The sequence below is a fragment of the Methylobacterium ajmalii genome (assembly GCF_016613415.1).
Lineage (GTDB): Bacteria > Pseudomonadota > Alphaproteobacteria > Rhizobiales > Beijerinckiaceae > Methylobacterium > Methylobacterium ajmalii.
Genome location: NZ_JACWCT010000122.1, coordinates 21,459 through 39,601 on the forward strand (window position 1 = coordinate 21,459; position 18,143 = coordinate 39,601).

The 18,143-nt window shown below is 71.7% G+C and carries 20 protein-coding genes and 1 rRNA gene; 14 read left to right on the top strand and 7 right to left on the bottom strand.

Translation table 11 applies throughout. From position 1 onward, the window contains the following. Nucleotides 1-64 precede the first annotated feature (64 nt). Nucleotides 65-1,066: a TRAP transporter substrate-binding protein gene (locus HPY23_RS22760; RefSeq protein ID WP_236013004.1), complete on the bottom strand. Its 1,002-nt coding sequence runs from the start codon at nt 1,064-1,066 to the stop codon at nt 65-67. Between the two features lie 408 nt (nt 1,067-1,474). Between HPY23_RS22760 and HPY23_RS22765 the strand changes: the two genes are divergently transcribed. The 5 genes from HPY23_RS22765 to HPY23_RS22785 all read left to right on the top strand — a co-directional run bounded on the left by HPY23_RS22765 (nt 1,475) and on the right by HPY23_RS22785 (nt 4,326). After that, nucleotides 1,475-1,672: a hypothetical protein gene (locus HPY23_RS22765; RefSeq protein ID WP_060848341.1), complete on the top strand. Its 198-nt coding sequence runs from the start codon at nt 1,475-1,477 to the stop codon at nt 1,670-1,672. A gap of 193 nt (nt 1,673-1,865) precedes the next feature. After that, a complete protein-coding gene (repC, locus tag HPY23_RS22770) occupies nt 1,866-3,008 on the top strand; it encodes a plasmid replication protein RepC (RefSeq protein WP_082742821.1) in 1,143 nt (380 codons plus the stop codon). A 107-nt stretch (nt 3,009-3,115) separates the two neighbouring features. Further along, nucleotides 3,116-3,409, top strand: a complete 294-nt coding sequence (locus tag HPY23_RS22775; RefSeq protein ID WP_236013003.1) for a hypothetical protein — start codon at nt 3,116-3,118, stop codon at nt 3,407-3,409. A gap of 30 nt (nt 3,410-3,439) precedes the next feature. Next, nucleotides 3,440-3,922: a hypothetical protein gene (locus HPY23_RS22780; protein ID WP_091889182.1), complete on the top strand. Its 483-nt coding sequence runs from the start codon at nt 3,440-3,442 to the stop codon at nt 3,920-3,922. Nucleotides 3,923-3,978: 56 nt separating this feature from the next. Then, nucleotides 3,979-4,326 carry a hypothetical protein gene (locus HPY23_RS22785; protein WP_091889216.1) on the top strand — a complete coding sequence of 116 codons (348 nt, stop codon included), beginning with the start codon at nt 3,979-3,981 and terminating at the stop codon, nt 4,324-4,326. A 118-nt stretch (nt 4,327-4,444) separates the two neighbouring features. On the opposite strand, the gene HPY23_RS22790 is transcribed toward HPY23_RS22785, so the two are convergent. After that, nucleotides 4,445-4,870, bottom strand: a complete 426-nt coding sequence (locus HPY23_RS22790) for a hypothetical protein (protein ID WP_244537651.1) — start codon at nt 4,868-4,870, stop codon at nt 4,445-4,447. A 171-nt stretch (nt 4,871-5,041) separates the two neighbouring features. Between HPY23_RS22790 and HPY23_RS22795 the strand changes: the two genes are divergently transcribed. Together HPY23_RS22795 and HPY23_RS22800 are read left to right on the top strand one after the other, a co-directional pair. Next, nucleotides 5,042-6,757 carry an IlvD/Edd family dehydratase gene (locus HPY23_RS22795; protein ID WP_091889184.1) on the top strand — a complete coding sequence of 572 codons (1,716 nt, stop codon included), beginning with the start codon at nt 5,042-5,044 and terminating at the stop codon, nt 6,755-6,757. A 76-nt stretch (nt 6,758-6,833) separates the two neighbouring features. Continuing rightward, entirely contained in the window at nt 6,834-7,877 is a 1,044-nt protein-coding gene (locus HPY23_RS22800; RefSeq protein WP_091889186.1) for a zinc-dependent alcohol dehydrogenase family protein, read from the top strand. 85 nt (nt 7,878-7,962) lie between these two features. Here the strand turns inward: HPY23_RS22800 and HPY23_RS22805 are convergent, their stop codons facing one another. After that, nucleotides 7,963-10,098, bottom strand: a complete 2,136-nt coding sequence (locus tag HPY23_RS22805; RefSeq protein ID WP_091889188.1) for a TonB-dependent receptor — start codon at nt 10,096-10,098, stop codon at nt 7,963-7,965. A 211-nt stretch (nt 10,099-10,309) separates the two neighbouring features. Between HPY23_RS22805 and HPY23_RS22810 the strand changes: the two genes are divergently transcribed. The 4 genes from HPY23_RS22810 (at nt 10,310) to HPY23_RS22825 (ending at nt 11,865) form a co-directional block, all read left to right on the top strand. Further along, nucleotides 10,310-10,711, top strand: a complete 402-nt coding sequence (locus HPY23_RS22810) for a SpoIIAA family protein (RefSeq protein ID WP_091889191.1) — start codon at nt 10,310-10,312, stop codon at nt 10,709-10,711. Between the two features lie 70 nt (nt 10,712-10,781). Further along, nucleotides 10,782-11,120, top strand: a complete 339-nt coding sequence (locus HPY23_RS22815) for a hypothetical protein (protein WP_091889192.1) — start codon at nt 10,782-10,784, stop codon at nt 11,118-11,120. Nucleotides 11,121-11,194: 74 nt separating this feature from the next. Continuing rightward, complete coding sequence (locus HPY23_RS22820) at nt 11,195-11,365, top strand: hypothetical protein (protein ID WP_167543936.1); 171 nt, start codon at nt 11,195-11,197, stop codon at nt 11,363-11,365. 125 nt (nt 11,366-11,490) lie between these two features. After that, a complete protein-coding gene (locus HPY23_RS22825; protein WP_236013002.1) occupies nt 11,491-11,865 on the top strand; it encodes a cell wall-binding protein in 375 nt (124 codons plus the stop codon). Between the two features lie 425 nt (nt 11,866-12,290). On the opposite strand, the gene HPY23_RS22830 is transcribed toward HPY23_RS22825, so the two are convergent. The 4 genes from HPY23_RS22830 to HPY23_RS22845 all read right to left on the bottom strand — a co-directional run bounded on the left by HPY23_RS22830 (nt 12,291) and on the right by HPY23_RS22845 (nt 15,865). Beyond that, on the bottom strand, nt 12,291-12,791 hold the full coding sequence (locus tag HPY23_RS22830) for a Ros/MucR family transcriptional regulator (RefSeq protein WP_060848350.1): 501 nt from the start codon (nt 12,789-12,791) through the stop codon (nt 12,291-12,293). A 131-nt stretch (nt 12,792-12,922) separates the two neighbouring features. Beyond that, the gene (locus tag HPY23_RS22835) at nt 12,923-13,186 is read right to left on the bottom strand and encodes a DUF2783 domain-containing protein (RefSeq protein WP_091889194.1); all 264 of its coding nucleotides are present in this window, start codon (nt 13,184-13,186) and stop codon (nt 12,923-12,925) included. Beyond that, nucleotides 13,183-14,832, bottom strand: a complete 1,650-nt coding sequence (locus tag HPY23_RS22840; RefSeq protein ID WP_236013001.1) for an FAD-dependent oxidoreductase — start codon at nt 14,830-14,832, stop codon at nt 13,183-13,185. Before HPY23_RS22840 ends, HPY23_RS22835 begins: the two co-directional genes overlap by 4 nt. 79 nt (nt 14,833-14,911) lie before the next feature. Further along, entirely contained in the window at nt 14,912-15,865 is a 954-nt protein-coding gene (locus HPY23_RS22845; protein ID WP_091889198.1) for an MBL fold metallo-hydrolase, read from the bottom strand. A 502-nt stretch (nt 15,866-16,367) separates the two neighbouring features. Here HPY23_RS22845 and HPY23_RS22850 point away from each other — a divergent pair. The 3 genes from HPY23_RS22850 to HPY23_RS22860 all read left to right on the top strand — a co-directional run. After that, entirely contained in the window at nt 16,368-16,631 is a 264-nt protein-coding gene (locus HPY23_RS22850; protein WP_413231071.1) for a hypothetical protein, read from the top strand. 241 nt (nt 16,632-16,872) lie between these two features. Next, the gene (locus HPY23_RS33645) at nt 16,873-17,757 is read left to right on the top strand and encodes a right-handed parallel beta-helix repeat-containing protein (protein ID WP_175540034.1); all 885 of its coding nucleotides are present in this window, start codon (nt 16,873-16,875) and stop codon (nt 17,755-17,757) included. 321 nt (nt 17,758-18,078) lie between these two features. Then, nucleotides 18,079-18,143, top strand: a 16S ribosomal RNA gene (locus HPY23_RS22860); the annotation flags it as partial.

The window sequence follows — 18,143 nt, forward strand, 5'->3', positions numbered from 1 at the left end:
CGGCCGCACGCTGCCCGAAAGGCGGTGTCCCCGGCAACCCGCACGGGCGAGGGGAGGGGGCGCGTCAGGCGCCGAGCGGGCCGGTATGGTGCTCGAGCGCGCTCCAGGCCTCCCGCCCGAACCGGGCCTTCCAGTCGGCGTAGTAGCCCGCCGCCTCGAGCGCCGCCCGGAACGGGGCGCGGTCCGGGGTCGAGACGACGAGGCCCTTGGCGCGCAGCCGCGCCTCGCTCTGCGTGTTCGTCGCCACGAAGGCCTGGCGCTGGCGCGCGACCGCCGCGTCGAGGTGGCGACCGATCAGCGCCTGCGCGTCGCGCGGCAGGTCGTTCCAGGTCCGGCCGTGGGCGAGGATCCACAACCCGTCCCAGGAATGGCCGGTGCGCGAGAGGTAGCGCTGCACCTCGTAGACCCGCGTCGCCTCGATCTGCGGCAGCGAGTTCTCCATCCCGTCGGCGAGGCCGGTCTGCAGAGCCGCGTAGGTCTCGGCGAGGCCGATCGTCGTCGGCGCGGCGCCGAGCGCCCGGAACAGCGAGGTCAGGAGCGGGCTCGGCGGCACACGGATCTTGAGGCCGCGCAGGTCGGACACCGCCGCGACCGGCCGCGCCGCCGTGATCACGTCGCGAAAACCGTTGTCGACGACCCGGAACGCCGTCAGGCCCACCTTGGCGAGGCCGTCGCGGATGCGCTCGCTCAACGGTCCCTCGTCGAGGGCGGACCACAGCGGCACGTAGCCGGTGAAGGCGTAGGCCACGCCCGGTATCCCGGCGATCGGCACCAGGGTCTGCAGCGAGCTCGCCGACGAGAGGGTGAACGCGATGGCGCCCGCGCGCAGCTGCGACTGCATGCTGAGCTCGCCGCCGAGCTGGCTGTCGGGATAGAGCGTGATGTCGATCCGGCCGTCGCTCTCGGCCCGGATGGCGTCGAGCGCCTCGACGAGGCAGGTCGTGGCCGGGTGGCCCTGCGGCATCGGCGAGCCCATGCTCATCCGCAGGGCGTCGGCCCGCCCGCGCGCGGGGGCGACGAGCAGCCCCGCCCCCAGGCCGCCCACGATGGCGCGTCGCGTCGGCATCCCTCGCTCCCCCGTCGACCGCGCGGGCGGCGCTCGATCGTCGGCTCCAAGCTAGCCCCCGGCGGCCGGTCCGGACAGGGGCGACGGGTGAAATCGGGACGGCCGGGGGGAACGCCGCGCGCGGCCGGGCCGGCTCCCCGCCCGGCCGCGGCACGGCCGAAAGAGCAACCCGCGATCGGCGAGCTATTTCTTGGGTATTCCCGAGTCGCTCCGGAACTCTTCGGCGAATCGTCCTGCGGAACGACTCGGGCTGGACAGATCAGGGCGATGCGACCTCCATCGGGGGCGCGGCGCCGATTCGGCTGTGAATCGAATTTAACATCCACCGCCGAATCTCGACTCCGCATTGCCCGGCGGCGGCGACTCGTGACACGACTCGTAACGTTACGAGTCGTGGAGCCGAGAGCGATGGCCGATACCCCGTCTCAGCGCGTCAAGAAGCTCCGCGAGGCCCGCAAGGCCTCCGGGGAGACGGAGACGAATGTCTGGGTGCCGGCGCAGGTGCAGCAGGCGATCGACGCGGCGGTGCGCGAGGGCAAGTTCCCGAACCGCCGCCTCGCGATCATCCACGCGCTCAAGCAAGTGTTCGTGGGACAGACGATGTAGACGCGGCAAAGCAAAAAAGCGCCGAGGTGGGGACCTCGGCGCTTTTTGGGATCTCATAACGGGGGCTGGGGAAGCCGCCGCTTGAAGACCGGATTGGCATCCTCCTTCTAGCGGTTCCCGACCTCCTCGTCAATGACGCCCTCTCGGGCGAACGGTCCCGCTTTGCCTCCGTTCAAGGAGGTGTGGAGTGGAGATGGTTCAGACCGGGGGCCGGCCGCTGACGCGCGCCGCCCTCGCCGGACAGAGACGCGCCCTCGAGGACGGGCGTACGATCACGCGCAAGGAATTGTCGGCGTCCGCCCGCGAGGCGGCGAAGGCGCTCGGCCTGCGCCCGGCCCTGCGCCTGGTGCTGTCCGAGCTCGTCGCCGCATGGGGCGAGCAGGAGTGGTCGCGCCTGATCGTATGGCCGTCGAACGCCTACCTGGTCTCGCGCACCGGGCTGTCGGAGCGCGCCGTCCGCTACGCCTTGCGCGACCTCGTCGCGCTGGAAGTCGTCACGCCGAAGGATTCGGCGAACGGCAAGCGCTACGCCGTGCGGGGACGCGACGGCGCGATCGTCGACGCCTTCGGATTCGACCTGACGCCGCTCCAGGCCCGCCGGGGCGACTGGGCGCAGGCGATCCAGGCCCGTGCCGAGGCGCGCGAGCGCCGCCGCCGCGCCTTCGACCTGCTCACGATCCACCGCCGCGCCGTCGGCGAAGCGCTGACCGCCCTCGCGTCCCGCTACCCCGGCACGCCGCTCGCCGACCTCGCCGAGGTCCAGGCGAGCCTCGAGGCGAGCACCCCGGAGCGTCGCGGCTCGGGTGATCCGGACCTCGTCCTCGATGCCTGGAGCGAGCTGCGCCAGATGGTGGAAACGCGCTTCTACGCAGCCGGCTGTGACGGCACGGCTTGCCCGCACATAGAAGCAGAAAAAGAATCTCCTACCGAGACTTGGAGCAAGGGCTCAGCGGGGAACGCGGATCCCGTCGGCGAGATCGACCGGGCGGAGGAGACGCCGTCACCGACGCTGGTCGTCGAGGCCTGCCCGGTGGTGCGCGACCTCGTCGGCGAGATCCGAAGCGAGCACGAGATCCTGGATGCGGGCCTGCGCCTGCGGGCCACGATCGGCGCGCATCAGAGCGCCTGGGCCGAGGCGCGCGACGGGCTCGGCGCCTACGAGGCGGCGATCCTGGTGCTGATCGTCGCCCAGCTCCACGACGACGACGTCGCGTCGGGGCAGAACCGGATCCGCAATCCCGGCGGCTACTTCCGGCGCCTCGTGCGCCTCGCCGCGGAAGGGCGTTACCGGCCGGGAACGGAACTCCTCGCCATGCGCCGGCGGCGGATGACGTGACGGACGGGAAGGAACGGTCCCGTCGCGACGACGAACCGCCCCCACCGCTGAGCGCTCGACACTGAACCAGGCCTTCGCTAGCTCTGTGGGGCGGGAGGATAAACACGATGCTGCGTTTTATGATTGTATTATTATCGTGTTCGATCACGATGGTCGGACCCGCCTGCGCGCGGCTGGGCGTGGACGACCTTGCATCGACTTGGCCGAAGGCGGCGGCGACCGACAAGATCGATTTCGCGATACGGATGGGCAAGGCCATGAGTTCGCTCGCGCCCGGGCTCGATCGCGACTACTTCATGCGATGCCTGGAGGAGACCGCCAATATCGGCGATACCAAGGCGTTGACGCTGAGCGACATGGTACGCACCTGCGTCGCGCTCCATGCCGCCCATGACGAGTAGGTCTCTGCCGGCCGCGGTCGGGAAACGCCGATGAGGCGCAGCTTGCTCGCCTCGGCCCTCCTCGTCGCGGGCCTTGCCGGTGCGCTGTTCGCGCAGTTGCGGTCTTCGGGCGACGCACCGGTCTCCGGGCCCGATCCTGCCCCCGGCGGTTCCGGCACGGTGCGGGAGCGGACGGCGAGCCTGTTCTGCGAGTTCACCAACATGGCCGACCAGGCGCCGCGGGTCGGATTCTACTTCCATGTCGTGTCCGAACGGGCGTCACCCGCCTTCGCGCTGATGTTCCGACGGGAGCAGGACGGCTCCCAGGTCGATTTCGGCGGCCCGGAGGCACCCTCGCCGATCTGGACGCTCGACGGGTCCGACAGCCCGGCCGTCCTCCGCTCGCCGGAGGACGACACGCGGATCAACCTCTACGGTTACGAGCCCGGTCGCACCGGTACCGTCTGGTTCGAGGCCGGGCTGCGCAGCATTCCCTACAAGAATCTCGGCGGCCACTGCCGCCAGAGCGCTTGACCGTGGCGAGGGCCACGGCGCTCCGGCGCGCACTCGCCGGCTCCCTCCTGGGCGCGATGCTCGCCGGACCGGCTGCGGCCCAGAGCGTGGTCGACGGATCGGATGCCGGGATCGGGATCGAGCGGACGGAGCGTCTTCTGGCGCTCGTGCGCCAGACCCTGCCCGGCCCCGACGCCAAGGTGACGGACTTGCGCGAGGGGCGCGCCGGTGCGGTGTGCGGGATGATCGAGATGCGAAACCGCATGGGCAGCTACACGGGCCCGCGTCCGTTCGTGTCCGATCCCGCATCGCGCGTCTTCGGGCGCCTCCCCGAAGGCCCGGAACTGCGCAACCCGGCGAGTGCCGCTGATTTCGCCGCGATGGAGCGGACGAAGCGGCTCTTCGCGCAGAACTGCGCCGAGTGAGAGCGCGACGCCTTCGAACGGATCCGTTCGGAGGGGCCAGGCCGAGACCGAGCGGATGTCGGCGCTGGTGCGTCAGCATCCGGGGCCATCGCTCCGATGCCCGGGCCGGGGCGGGCGCTCAGTCGTCGAGGCAGAGCCGGAAGTAGCTCTGGCGAATCGCCTCCTTCCCGGCGAAGCCCGCAGCGCGCGGGCTGAGGAGCTCTGGACCGTCCGGGACGCGGCCGAACGTGCCGGAGGGAAGATCGACGACGAAGCCGCGCTCGCCGGTGTACAGGCCGTCGCGATTCTTGACGTTCACCGACCCGCAGACATGCGAGGCGCCACTCCGCCGCAATTGCGTCACCTTGGCGTCCGGGCTGTTCAGATCCTGCCGGATCAGTGCGAGGACGCGCGCCGTGTCGGCGGGACCGATCGTCCCATCCGATCCGTCCTCGACCGTCTGGGCCCAGGCGGGCCGCATCAGCACGAGCGCCAGAAATGCCAGGCAGGCGCTGGCGCGCCGACACCGCGCGCCCGGTCGGGACTGCATCTCGTGATCGTGCACCGGGGCCGCCCTCCCGTCGAGGCTCGCCGGCAGGTTAGGCCGGGCGCGGTCCGGGAACCACTCGCCGAAGGTCCAGGCGGGACCGTCCGGGGCCGGTCGGCGGAGGCTTCGTTGACAGGCCTCCTCGCGCCCTTGAGAACCGGTCGCAACGAACCGACGGGAGGACGACCCATGGCCAAGGAGCCGCGCGACAAGGGCCTGCGCAAGGGCCTGACGAGCTACGGGGATGCGGGCTTCTCGCTCTTCCTGCGCAAGGCCTTCATCAAGGCGGCCGGCTATTCCGACGACGCCCTCGACCGGCCGATCGTCGGCATCACCAACACGGCCTCCGACTACAATCCCTGCCACGGCAACGCCGCGCAGCTGATCGAGGCGGCCAAGCGCGGGGTGATGCTGGCCGGCGCGATGCCGATGGTGTTTCCGACGATCTCGATCCACGAGAGCTTCGCCCATCCGACCTCGATGTACCTGCGCAACCTGATGGCGATGGACACCGAGGAGATGATCCGGGCCCAGCCGATGGACGCGGTGATCGTCATCGGCGGCTGCGACAAGACCCTGCCGGCGCAGGTGATGGCGGCGGCCTCCGTCGACCTGCCGACCGTGGTGATCCCGGTCGGCCCGATGGTGGTCGGCCACCACCGCGGCGAGGTCCTGGGCGCCTGCACCGATTGCCGGCGGCTCTGGGGGGCGCACCGGGCCGGCGAGATCGACGAGCGGGAGATCGAGACCGTCAACGGGCGCCTCGCGCCGTCCGTCGGCACCTGCATGGTGATGGGCACCGCCTCCACCATGGCCTGCATGATCGAGGCGATGGGCCTCGCCCTGCCGATGTCGGCCACGATTCCCGCCCCCCACGCCGAGCGCATCCGCCTCGCCGAGGCGAGCGGCGCCGTCGCCGCCGCGATGGCGAAGACCGGCGGCCCGCGCCCGAGCGAGATCATGACGGAGGCCTCGATCCGCAACGCCCAGGTGGTGATGCAGGCGATCGGCGGCTCGACCAACGGGGTGATCCACCTCACCGCCATGGCGAACCGCGCCGGGATCGACCTCGACCTCGCGAGCCTCGATCGGATCGGCCGCGAGGTGCCGGTGCTCGTCGACCTCAAGCCGTCCGGCGACCACTACATGGAGCATTTCCACCATGCCGGCGGCGTGCCGGCCCTGCTGCGGGCGCTCGGCGACCGGATCGACCTCGATGCGCCGACCATTACCGGGGCGAGCCTGCGCGAGGTCGCGGCCGCGGCCGAGGAGGTGCCGGGCCAGACCGTGATTCGCTCGCCGGATGCGCCGATCAAGCCGATCGGCGCCATGGCGGTGCTCACCGGCAACCTCGCGCCCCGCGGCGCGCTGATCAAGCACTCGGCGGCGACGCCGAAACTCCTCCAGCACGAGGGCCGGGCCCTGGTGTTCGACTCGATTCCCGACATGGCGGCGCGGATCGACGACCCAGACCTCGACGTCTCGGCCGACGACGTGCTGGTCCTGCGCAACGCGGGCCCGAAGGGCGCGCCGGGCATGCCGGAGGCCGGCTACCTGCCGATCCCGAAGAAGCTCGCCCGCCAGGGCGTGAAGGACATGGTGCGGATCTCGGACGCGCGGATGAGTGGCACGGCCTTCGGCACCATCGTGCTGCACGTCACGCCGGAATCGGCGGTGGGCGGACCGCTCGCCCTGGTGCGCACCGGCGACCGGATCCGGCTCGACGTGGCGGGCCGGCGCATCGACCTCCTGGTGGAGGAGGCCGAGCTTGCCGCGCGGGCGGAGGCCCTGCCGCCCCCGGCGCGGCCGGACTGGGCGGCGCGGGGCTATGCCCGCCTGTTCCACGACACCGTCACCCAGGCCGACGAGGGCTGCGACTTCGACTTCATGCGCCGCGAGGGCTGAGCGGGGCGGCCGGCGGTCTGGTCAGGCGGGGAACTTTAGGTCAAACGCTCCCGCGACGGCAGGAGAACGATTCGACATGAAGGCGATGCTCTTCGAGCTCTTCGACCAGGCGCCGGAGATCCGCGACGTGCCGGACCCCTCGCCGGCGGCCGACGGCGTCGTGATCGACGTCAAGGCGACCGGGCTGTGCCGCAGCGACTGGCACGGCTGGAAGGGCCACGACACCGACATCCGCCTGCCCCACGTCCCGGGGCACGAATTCGCCGGCGTGGTCGCGGCCGTCGGCGCGCGGGTCGGGCGCTTCCGGGTCGGCGACCGGGTCACGGTGCCGTTCATCGCGGCTTGCGGCCAGTGCGGCGAATGCCATGCCGGCCACCAGCAGGTCTGCGAGGCGCAGTTCCAGCCCGGCTTCACCCATTGGGGCTCGTTCGCCGAATACGTCGCGATCGACCGGGCCGACCACAACCTGGTGCGGCTGCCCGACGACATGACCTTCGCCACGGCGGCGAGCCTCGGCTGCCGCTTCGCGACCTCGTTCCGGGCGGTGGTCGACCAGGGGCGGGTGCGCGGCGGCGAGTGGGTCGCGGTCCACGGGGCCGGCGGCGTCGGCCTCTCGGCGATCATGATCGCGGCGGCGCTCGGCGCCAACGTCGTGGCGGTGGACATCGCCGAGGGCAAGCTCGCGCTCGCCCGCGCCATGGGCGCCTGCGCGACGATCAACAGCCGCGAGGTCCACGACGTGGTCGAGGCGGTGCGGGAGGTGACGCGGGGCGGCGCCCACGTGTCGATCGACGCGCTCGGCCACCCCGAGACCTGCTTCAACTCGATCGCCAACCTGCGCCGGCGCGGGCGCCACGTCCAGGTCGGCCTGATGCTCGCCGACCACGCCCGGGCGGAGGTGCCGATGGCCCGGGTCATCGCCCACGAGCTCGAGATCTACGGCAGCCACGGCATGCAGGCCTGGCGCTACGACGCGATGCTGGAGATGATCCGGGCCGGCCGGCTGCAGCCGGAGCGGCTCCTCGGCGAGACCCTGTCGCTCGCCGAGGCGATTCCGGCCCTGATGGCGATGGACCGTGCGGCGCCCGACGGCATCGCGATCATCGACCCGCGGGCCTGAAGCCTCGACTGCCCGTCGCCGGAACGCGGCGGGCGTCTCGCGACCGGATCTCGCCGCCCAGACCGTGCCGCCCAGAACTTGGCGTTCAGAACTTCGCGGTCAGGAAAAGCCGCACGTTGCGGCCCGGCAGCAGCACCTCGTCCTTCTTGAACGAGGCGGCGTTGCGGATGTCGGCGTCGAGCAGGTTGCGGCCCTGTAGGCCGAGGGTCACCTCGCTGGCGCCGTAGACCGCCGGGTCGACCGCCTTGGTGTAGCTCAGCTCGGCGCGCAGGTCGTCGTAGCCGGCGGTGTCGGTCTCGAACGGGGCGGTCTTCGTCTGTGCGAAGGCGTGCAGCAGGTTCACTCGGGCGAACCAGCCGTCCGCCCGCAGGTAGACGCCGCCGCCGAGCCGGTAGGGCGGGATGCGCGGCACGTTGGTGCCGTCGTCGAACTTCGCGCGCACGAAGTCGAACTGTCCCTCGACGCCGATGAAGCCGTTGCCGACCGGCAGGGCGTCGTACTGGCCGATCAGCTCGGCGCCGTAGAAGGTGGCGTTCTGCTGCGAGTAGACGATCTGGCGCAGCTCGTCGCCGGTGCCGCAGCTGGCGAAGTCGTCGTCGCACAGATTGCCGGTCAGGCGCTTGTAGATGAAGCCGGTGTAGCGGGTGTAGTAGCCGGTGGCCTCGAAGCGCAGCGGCCCGTCGCCGTGGCGGATGCTGGCCTCGACCGTGCGGGCCCGCTCCAGCCGCAGCCGCGGATCGCCGATCTCGAAGGTCGCGGTGGCGTCGTGGGGGCCTTGCGAAAACAGCTCGTAGCCGGTCGGCGCCCGCTCGACGTAGGAGCCGGTGAGGCTCGCCACGAAGCCGTAGGGCAGGTCCTGCAGCACCCCGGCGCTGGCGCTCTTCGGCGCGAAGCGGCGGGTCAGGCGATAGGTGAACGGGTCCTCGCCCTCGACCGGCAGGTAGTCGCCGGGAAACAGGGAGGCGGTGCTGCGCACCCGGTCGCCCTCGATCCGGCCGGCGGCCTGGAGCCGGGTGCCGGGCAGGACCTCGAGCTGCTCGAACACGTAGACGGCGCCGGAGCGCGAATCGGTCCTCGGCAGGAAGGCTTCGAGCTGGGTGTTGATCGCGCGCCGGTCGGCCTGGACGCCGATGGCGCCGGTGAGCGTGCCGAGCGCGGTGAAGACCGGGACGTGCTGCGCCTCGATCCGGATCTCGCCCTCGCGATTCTTGAAGATCGCCTGCTGGCCCTCGATCCCGTCGCCGCCGATGCCGATCTCGTCGTGGCGGTAGACCGAGTAGCCGGCCCAGTAGCGGATCGCCTCGAACGGCCCGCCGAGCGGCCGGATCTCGCCGCGCGAGATCACCCGGTCCTGGTTCGGGGTCAGGCGGGTGCGGGCCTGCTCGGCCTCGCCGCCGGGAATCGCGTAGATCGCGTCGTAGTGGCTGAAGGCGACACCGACGAAGCCGCGGTCGCCGATCGCCGAGACGCCGACCGAGCCCCCTTGCGACTCGTTGTAGGAGTTGCGCTGTATCCCGCCGGGGATCGCGTAGCTGTCGGATGCCGTCTTGAAGCCGTCGGCGTGGACGGCGAAGCCATCCTTGCCCGCATCCACAGTCGCGGCGCCCAGCCGGCCGTTGTCGACGGTCGAGTATCCGGTGGTGACCTGCCCGGCATAGCCGTTCGCCGGGATGTAGGTCGGCACCCTGTTGTTCTCGGCCGAGATCACGCCGCCGATGGCGCCCGAGCCGTAGCGCAGGGTGGCGGGGCCGCGGATCACCTCGAGCCGGTCGGCCACCAGCGGGTTGACCGGGACGGTGTGGTCCTCGCCGAGATCCGACACGCCGCCGTTGACGATGCCGTTCTCCTGGATGCGCACCCGGGCGTTGTCGAGGCCGCGGATGATCGGCCGGGAGGCCGCGCCCGGGGCGTAGGTGGTCGAGGAGATGCCCGGCCGGTCGAACAGCGCGTCGCCCAGCGTGCGCGGCTGGTCCCGGGCGATCTGCTCCTGGGTCACCACCGTGACCGGCGAGAAGGTATTGGTGACGACCGGCAGCACGCCGATGGGAAAGCCCGTGCCGGAGGCCGGCGCCGCGGCCGGCCGCGAGACGATCGGGCTCGGCGACGAGACGGTGATCTCGTCGAGCTTGATGTCCTCGGCCCGCGCCGCGGTTCCGGCGGCGAGAACGAGGGGGAGCGCGGTGCTCAGCGCCAGCAGGTCCGGGCGGCGGCGATACGACATCGTGGTTCCAGGTAGATGTTATATCGTTTCATCTGCCCGTGAGGGCGGAGCGCTGGCAAGCCGTTCGCCGTCCGCGATCCATCGAATCCCCGGAATGTTACACTGTTACAACACTGGGGCCTGCCGCCCCGCGGATCCAAACCGCCGATTCGCCGTTTGACCGGGACGACCGGCAGGGACGACCCGCCGGGAGACGGCGGGGGAGGCAGGCATGACCACGGCACCGAACGGCTCGATCATCCAGCGCGAGGCCCCGCGCCGGGACCTCGTCGCCTTCGAGATCAGGGACCGGATCACCAGGCCCGACATCGAGTGGATGTCGGGCATCGTGGACGCGGCGATGACGGCGCACGGCACGATCGACATGCTGCTCGTCATGTCGCACTACGAGGGCTCGGATCTCGGGGCGCGGTTCGACGGCTACGCCACCGGGGTGATGGCCCGCTCGGTCGCCCATATCCGCCACTACGTGGTGGTCGGCGCGCCGGCCTTCGCCCGGGCGATGATCAGCCTGTCGGGCGCCGTGCTGCCGGTCGAGACCAAGACCTTCGACCTCGCCGACGAGGCCGCGGCCTGGGCCTATCTCGCCGAGGCCGGACCGGCCAAGGCCTGATCGGGCCATCCTGGTCGGACAAGGGTCGATCCGCGAAGGCGTGGTCGGCCGAAGGAGGAGCGGGGGAATCATGGATTGGGGAGCCGCGGCCTACCGGGCGCGCCGTCTCATCGCGGCGCGCAAGCGCATCGTCCCGGAGCCGCATTCCCTGGCGCTGATCGACTTCCTGGCCGAGCGCGGCACCGTCACGGCGGCCGAGCTGCGGGAGCACGGCCCGCCGGACGCCGCCGCCATCCTCGGCCACGTCACGACCGCCATCCACGGCAGGGCGCACCTGCCGGCGGCGAACGCCTGGTACCGGCGCGACGAGGCGGGCACCGGCTACGTGGTCGATCCCGGCTTCGCCGTCGCCTGGAGGGGCGCGCGCGCCTGCGAGGGACCGACGCCCGCGGGCCACGATCCCGGATGAGCGCGCGGCGATCTGCCCCCCGGCAGAGGCGCCGCCCGGGCCCTATCTGCCCTTCCCCGACGATGGAGGTGACGATGCCCGACCCGAAGCCCATGCCCGCGGGCGGTCCGATCGACCGACAGAACCGCGACCTGGACGCCACCGAAGGCGACAGCCTGGTCGACGGCCGCCTCGATCCCGACGCGCAATCGCCCGCCGACGAGGACTCGAAACCCTTCGACCCGAAGGAGAACGACCCGTCCTGACGGGCGGGGAGGGGAGCCGATACGCAACGCGGCTCCCGGACACTTTGCCGGCCGGTGGTGAACGAACCGTCAAGGCGTCGCCGGGAGCGTCGAGCCCGGCGCAGGATCCCGAGGCTCCACCGTCGATGACGCTGCGCGACCAGTACGAGACAGCCGTGCGCGACCTGGCCGAGCGCGCGGCCGCGATGCGGCGCGACGGCCTTTCGGCCGAGACGATCGCGCGCGCGATGCATGCCGAGCGCCGGCGCCTAGCCGTCCATTACAAGGCGCTGACCCCGGAGCCGCACCGGACCGTCATCGCCGAGCGGACGATCCGGGTCTACGGCAACCCGGAGGGGCCGACGATCGCGTTCCTGCGGGAGCAGGGCCGGACCTGGGAGGCGATCGTCGAGAGCGCAACGCGGCCGGGCCCGTCCGTCGTCCCGACGGGTGACCGGGGGGCCGACCCGACGGCGCGACTGGGCGAGGCGTCACCGGAGGGTGAGCCCGAGGGGGCGTGAGGCCACCGCCCGTCCTGTCCGCCCGTTCTGCCAACCGTGGCTCGTCGCGGTCATCGCCGGCCCGCAGGCGCCGTCGTCACGGCCGGTGGCGTCAGCGTCCCCCCTCCGCTCGGCCGGCATATCCGCACTCGACCAAGGCTTTTCCGGCATCCTGCGCGATGCCGCGCGGATCGTCGACGAGGATGCCTGGCGGCGGGAGATCGGTCGTGATCCGCAGATGTCGAGCGCCGCCGGTCCCGACGACCCGGCGGTCGCCGCCCACCGCGAGGCGTTGCGGACGGCCTCGAACCGGGCTCCCCAGAGCCTCAGGTGCCGACACGCCCCTCGACGAGGCGGTCTCGCCCGCAAGGGCGGCCGGATCGGCCGCCCGGACTTTTGCACGGCTGCCCCCCCTGAGAGCGGGGGGGCGGCCGCGGCGCGGAGCCTCAGGCTTCGGTCTTCCTCGGCCGGCCGCGGCGCGCGGGGGCCGGGGCCGGCTCGGGCGCCGCCTCGGCTTCCGCCCGCTGCGCCGCCGCGCGCTCGCGCCGGATCTGGCCCAGGCCGAGGCTCTTTGCCAGCTCGGAGCGCTGGGCGGCGTAGTTCGCCGCCACCATCGGGTAGTCGAAGGGCAGGCCGAACTTCTGGCGGTACTCGTCCGGCGTGTAGCCGCGAGTGGTGAGGTGCCGCTTCAGGCTCTTGTACGGCTTGCCGTCGAGGAAGCTCGTGATGTGGTCCGGCGTCACGGACTTACGGACCTGCGCCGCGGTCACCTTGTGGTCCTCCTCCGGGACGGCGGCGGCTTGGCCGAGTCCGGTCAGCGACGCGTGCACGGCGGCGATCAGGTCGGGCAGGTCGGCCGCCCGCACGTTGTTGTTCGACACGTAGGCGCCGACGATGTCGCTCGTCAGCGCCACGAACGGCGAGGAGGCGGGGGTCGCGTTGTCCATGATTTTATTCCGTTTTACGAGCCTCCCCCGTGATGGACATCAGTCGTTGCAAGGTCAATTGGGACAGTTGAAATGATTGCGCATAAACCCACCGGTTTCGTGGCCGGTGGGGTGCGCATTCGGACGCAGCGTCAGACCTCGTCGGGGGCGGAACCGGCCCGGTGCAGCGAGCCCCGCGCCAGGGTGATCGCCGCGGCCACCACCTCCGGGTCGCCGACCTCGTGGGCGAGGATCAGCACCAGGCGGGCGTTGAGCGCCGCGCTGTCGTCGTCGCCGAGGCCCCGATGGGCGCGGATCAGGCTCTCGTAGACGCCGTCCGCGCCGCCGGAGAAGCCGTTGTCCCGCCTCAGCCTCGCCGTCGCCCCGGGCTCCCGTGTCATCGTCTCCCCCGTCATGCGGCCCTCCCCACGGACGCGTCCGGCCGGCCGCCGGCGCGGGCCAGCGCGTCGGCGATGCGCGCGGGCTCGAGGCCCGCGAAGCGGGCCGCCACGTGGGCATCGGGGCGGATCAGGAAGGCGGTGCCGGGCGCAGCCCCGTAGCGGCGCGCCGCCAGCCCTTCGGCGTCGTGCAGTACCGCGACCCCCGGCGGACCGTGCGCCCCGGCGCCCGCGGTGACGACGACGACTGCGAGCCCCGGCGCGAGCCCGGCCAGCCGGCCGGGATCGGGCACCCCGTCGGCGAAGACCAGCAGGGTGAACGGCCCCCCGAGCCGGTCGAGCAGCCAGCCCGCCCGGCCGGCCGCGTCGACGACGGGAGCGTCGGCGCAAGGGTCGCCGGGCCGCAGCCCGTCCGGGGGCGGGGAGGGGTCCGGCGTCTGCAGCGACAGGCCGGCGAGGCTGCAGGGCCGCGACAGGCGCCCGGCATTGAGCAGCAGGCGCGCGAAGGGCGCCTCGGCGGCGAGGTCCAGCACCCCATCGCGAAAATGCCGCTCGGCCCTCGTCTTCGGCGTCATGAAGGTGGTGGTGCGGCTCGAGTTCAGGATGTTCTCGTCGGCGGCGCGCCCGCGCTCCTCGTCGTAGGTCGCGATCAGGCTCTCGGGCGCGGCGCCCTGCAGGACCAGGGCCAGCTTCCAGCACAGGTTGTCGGCGTCCTGGATGCCGCCGTTGCCGCCCCGCGCCCCGAACGGGCTGACCACGTGGGCGCTGTCGCCGACGAACACCACGCGCCCGTGCACGAAGCGTGCGAGCCGGGCGCAGCGGAAGGCGTAGACCGAGCACCATTCGAGGCTGACGGGCGTCTCCTCGCCGACGATCGCGCGGATGCGCGGCATCACCCGCTCGGGGGTCCGCTCCAGCTCCGGGTCGGCGTCGGGGCCGAGCTGGAAGTCGATCCGGAAGACGTCGTCGGGCTGGCGGTGCAGGAGGGCGCTCTGTCCGGCATGGAAGGTCGGCGCGAACCAGAACAGGCGCTCGGCCGGAAAATCCGCGCTCATCCGCACGTCGGCGATGAGGAAGCGCTCCTCGAAGCGCTGGCCGGGAAACGGCAGGCCCATCCGGGTCCGGGTCGGGGAGCGCGCGCCGTCGGCGGCCAGCACCCACTCGGCCTCGACGACCCGCTCGCCCTCCGGCGTCGCCACGGTCAGGCTCACGCCCTGCCCGTCCTGATCGAGGCCGGTCACCGCGTGGTTCCAGCGCAGGTCGATCAGCTCCGGGAAGTCCCGGGCGCGGTCGATCAGGTACTCCTCGACATAGTATTGCTGCAGGTTGACGAAGGCCGGGCGGCGGTGGCCGCTCTCGGGCAGCAGGTCGAAGCGGTAGAGCTCGCGGTCGCCCCGGAAGACGCGGCCTGCGCTCCAGGTCACGCCCTTGTCGACCATCCGCTGGCCGATTCCGAGCCGGTCCCAGATCTCGAGGGTGCGCTTGGCCCAGCAGATCGCCCGGCTGCCGGTCGCGACCGTGTCGTCCTCGTCGAGTACCGTCACCGGGATGCCCCGGCTCGCGAGGTCGATGGCGCAGGTGAGGCCGACCGGGCCGGCGCCGATCACCACGACCGGCCGGCGGCCGGCCGCACCGGGAGGCACGGGGCGGGGAGGGGGCGTCATCGGCATCGTCCCTGTCGGCGTTTCCTGGTGGGAAGGGCGCGCCCGGCCGGGTCGGGGCGGCGTCCCCGGTCGTCGCGGGTCAGCCCTCGAGGGCCCGCCACATCTCGATGTCGCGCTCGGCGGTCCAGATCCGCGGCGTGTCGAGGCCCTGCGCCTCGTCGTAGGCGCGGCTGACGCAGAACGGCATGCAATGCTCGAAGATGACCCAGTGGCCGTAGCGCGGCCGCATCTCGGTCATCGCCCGGGCATAGACCGTCTTGAGGTCGTGCCCGGCGGCGACGCCGTCCCTGGCGATGCCGAACAGGTCGCGCAGGAAGGCGCGGGTGCCCTCGATTCCCTCGCGGATCTGCTCGGGCGTCGTCAGCGCCTCGCCGCGGCCGGGCACCACCGCCTTGGGGTCGAGCGCCTCCAGCCGGTCGAGGGTGGCGGGCCAGTCCTGGAAATGGGCGTCCCCGCAATACGGGGTGGCGCCGGACTCGACGAGGTCGCCGGAGAACAGCACCTCCTCCTTCGGCAGCCACGCGATGGTGTCGCCGGCGGTGTGGCCGCGCCCGGCATGGATGATCCGCACCTCGCGCGCGCCGAGCCACAGGGTCATCTCGCTCCGGAAGGTCACGGTCGGCCAGGTCAGGCCCGGAATCTCCTCGCGCCCCCGGAACAGCCGCGGGAAGCGCTGGATCTCCGACTCCATGTCCTGCCGCCCGCGCTCGACGATCATCGCCCGGGCGGCGTCGCTGGCGATGACGTTGACCCGGTCGGGGTAGCCGGCGACGCCGAGCACCCGCACGGCGTGATAATGGGTCAGCAGGATGTGGCGGATCGGCTTGTCGGTGACCTCGCGGACCTTCGCCACCAGGTCCCCGGCCATGCGGGGCGTGGCGCGGGCATCGATCACCAGCACCGAATCGTCGCCGACGACCACGCCCGAATTGGGGTCGCCCTCGGCGGTGAGGGCGTAGACGCCCGGGGCCAGCTCCGAGAAGGTCTCCCGCTTCTCGACGAGGTCGGCCTGGCTGGCGAAACCCTTGCTCATCTCTGGTCGTCCTCCCCGCGCGGTCCGGCGCGGGAGGACACGGCCGGGAGCCTTCGCGTCGGGCGCCGCCGGCCGAGCCCCGCCGCGGCGGCCGTGCTCGTCATGCTTGAGTCCAGGCTATTCAGTTGCGTGTGCAACCGTCAAGGCCGGCCGTGGAGGGCGACGCCTGTGGCAGGGGCCGCGGTCATCCGGCGCTAACGTCGCCGATCGCCTGTCCTGCGCCTGCGCCGCGCATCTCCGCGCCCCGATCCTGCTCGGGGGCGCGATGTCGCTCGTACGGATTTGGCCGCGACGCCGTCACATCCCGACCGGCACTCGTCTCGACGACTTCGACGGCGCAGGACGAGCCGTAGGCGATCGCCCCGGATTCCGGACAGCCAAGCTCCTGGAATCCGATGAGGCAGCGGCCACGAGCCCCGCCACGGCGACGGCCGGATGCGCTGCCGTTCGCCTGGCGGCGATGTCTTTCACGGAGTTCGGTGCGGAGGCATCAGGCCACGTCATGGCCGCATCGTGCCCGGCACGGGTAGCGGTGGGCCGCGCCTGCCCCTATATGGGTGCCATGACTGATAACACGTCCACTCCCTACACCATCGAAATCTCCCCCATCTCCAAGCCGGCCGGCCAATTCCAATGGGCCATCCGCCGCAACGGCAAGCTGGTCGAGCGGTCCGACCGCCCGCACCCGACCGAGGCGAAGGCCGAGGCGAGCGCTCTCGCCGCCGTCGAGCGCAGCATGCATTCCTCCGCCAGCGGGCGGTGGTGAGCCGTCGCCTCCCTGATTCCAGTGGCGGGGCGGCATCGCCCCGCCACCCTGCGGCGATCACCGGCTCCTCGCACGAGCGCCCGACGCGATGCCGCCGCTCCCGCCTGATCCACCGGCCCTGATCCAGCCTGCCGCGGCACCCTGTGCCGCTGCTACACGGGCCCGCCTCCTGTCGCCGCCGACGGCCGACGAGGCAGAATTCCTTCTCACCTGCAGCCTGCGCCTCTTCCCTGGTGACCGGGTGCTCAAGCGCATCGTCATCGAGGGCTCGGCCGCCTCCGGCCTCACTCTCGATTGCGCGGGCGCGCGCCTCGGCCGGCCGGACGAGACGGCGCACCTCGGCTCGTACACGATCGCGATTCGCTCGAAGCCCCCGGCCCGTCCGGGCGAGGGGTGGGACCGCCCCTCCGGCATCCGGATCCGCGACTGCACGGTGTTCGGCCATGTCCGCATCTGGGGCATGGGCGAGAACGGGCAGGGGCCGCTCGTGCGCGAATCGTCCCACAGCCTCGGGCACACCGAGCGGGCGCAGGCCGCCGCCCCGACGGACGTGACGATCACCGGCACCTCGATCACGGCCGCGGGACCGATCCCGCTCTATCTCGGGCCGGGCGTCACCCGCGTCACGCTGCGCGGCTCGAGGCTCGACGGCCGGTCGGTCTCGACGGCCCTCTACCTCGACGCCGAGAGCGCCGAGAACCGCATCGAGGACAACGACATCGAGACCGAGACGGCGCGCGAGGCGATCGCCGTCGACGGGTCGGCCCGCAACCGCATCACCGGCAACCGCTTCACCCTGCGCGGGCAAGGCGGCGTGCGCCTCTACCGCAATTGCGGCGAAGGCGGCACGGTGCGCCACCAGACGCCTTCCGACAACGTCATCACCGACAACGTGTTTCGGACCGGCGGTTGGTTCGCGGCGGCCGCGATCGTGGTGAACTCGCGCAACGGCTGGCGCCTGACCTGCGGCGAGGATGCCGGATACCCGTTCGGCAGCAGCATCGACAATCGCGACAACGGCACCGGCAACGTGGTGACGCCCAACACCGTCGAGCGACAGCCGAGAGGGGAGGGGCTCCGAAGCGCGGGTCGGCCCCGTGTTGACAGGGGAGCCGGCTACCCTTAGACAGCCGCTCACCGACGAGGCGCCGACGAACTGGCCGCCCCGCCGAACCTCCCCAGAGACGAGCGAGCAAGGGCCAGGGCAACCCGGCGCTGCTTTTCGTTTCCGAGAAGGTCGAGATCCGGCTTCGACCGGATCGGCTCTTTGACAAGTTCATCTGAGAAAGAGAAGCGTGGACGGCGTCGTCCCTGCGGGTCGGTTCCTTCGGAACCGGTCGTGAGTAGGATGATGCTGGTCTGACGTTTCGGTGCTCACACGATTTGGCGGAAACGCCGATCGTTCGTGAGCCTCCGTTTATGTTGTGATCAGCTATGATCAGCTCTTCAACTTGAGAGTTTGATCCTGGCTCAGAGCGAACGCTGGCGGCAGGCTTAACACATGCAAGTCGA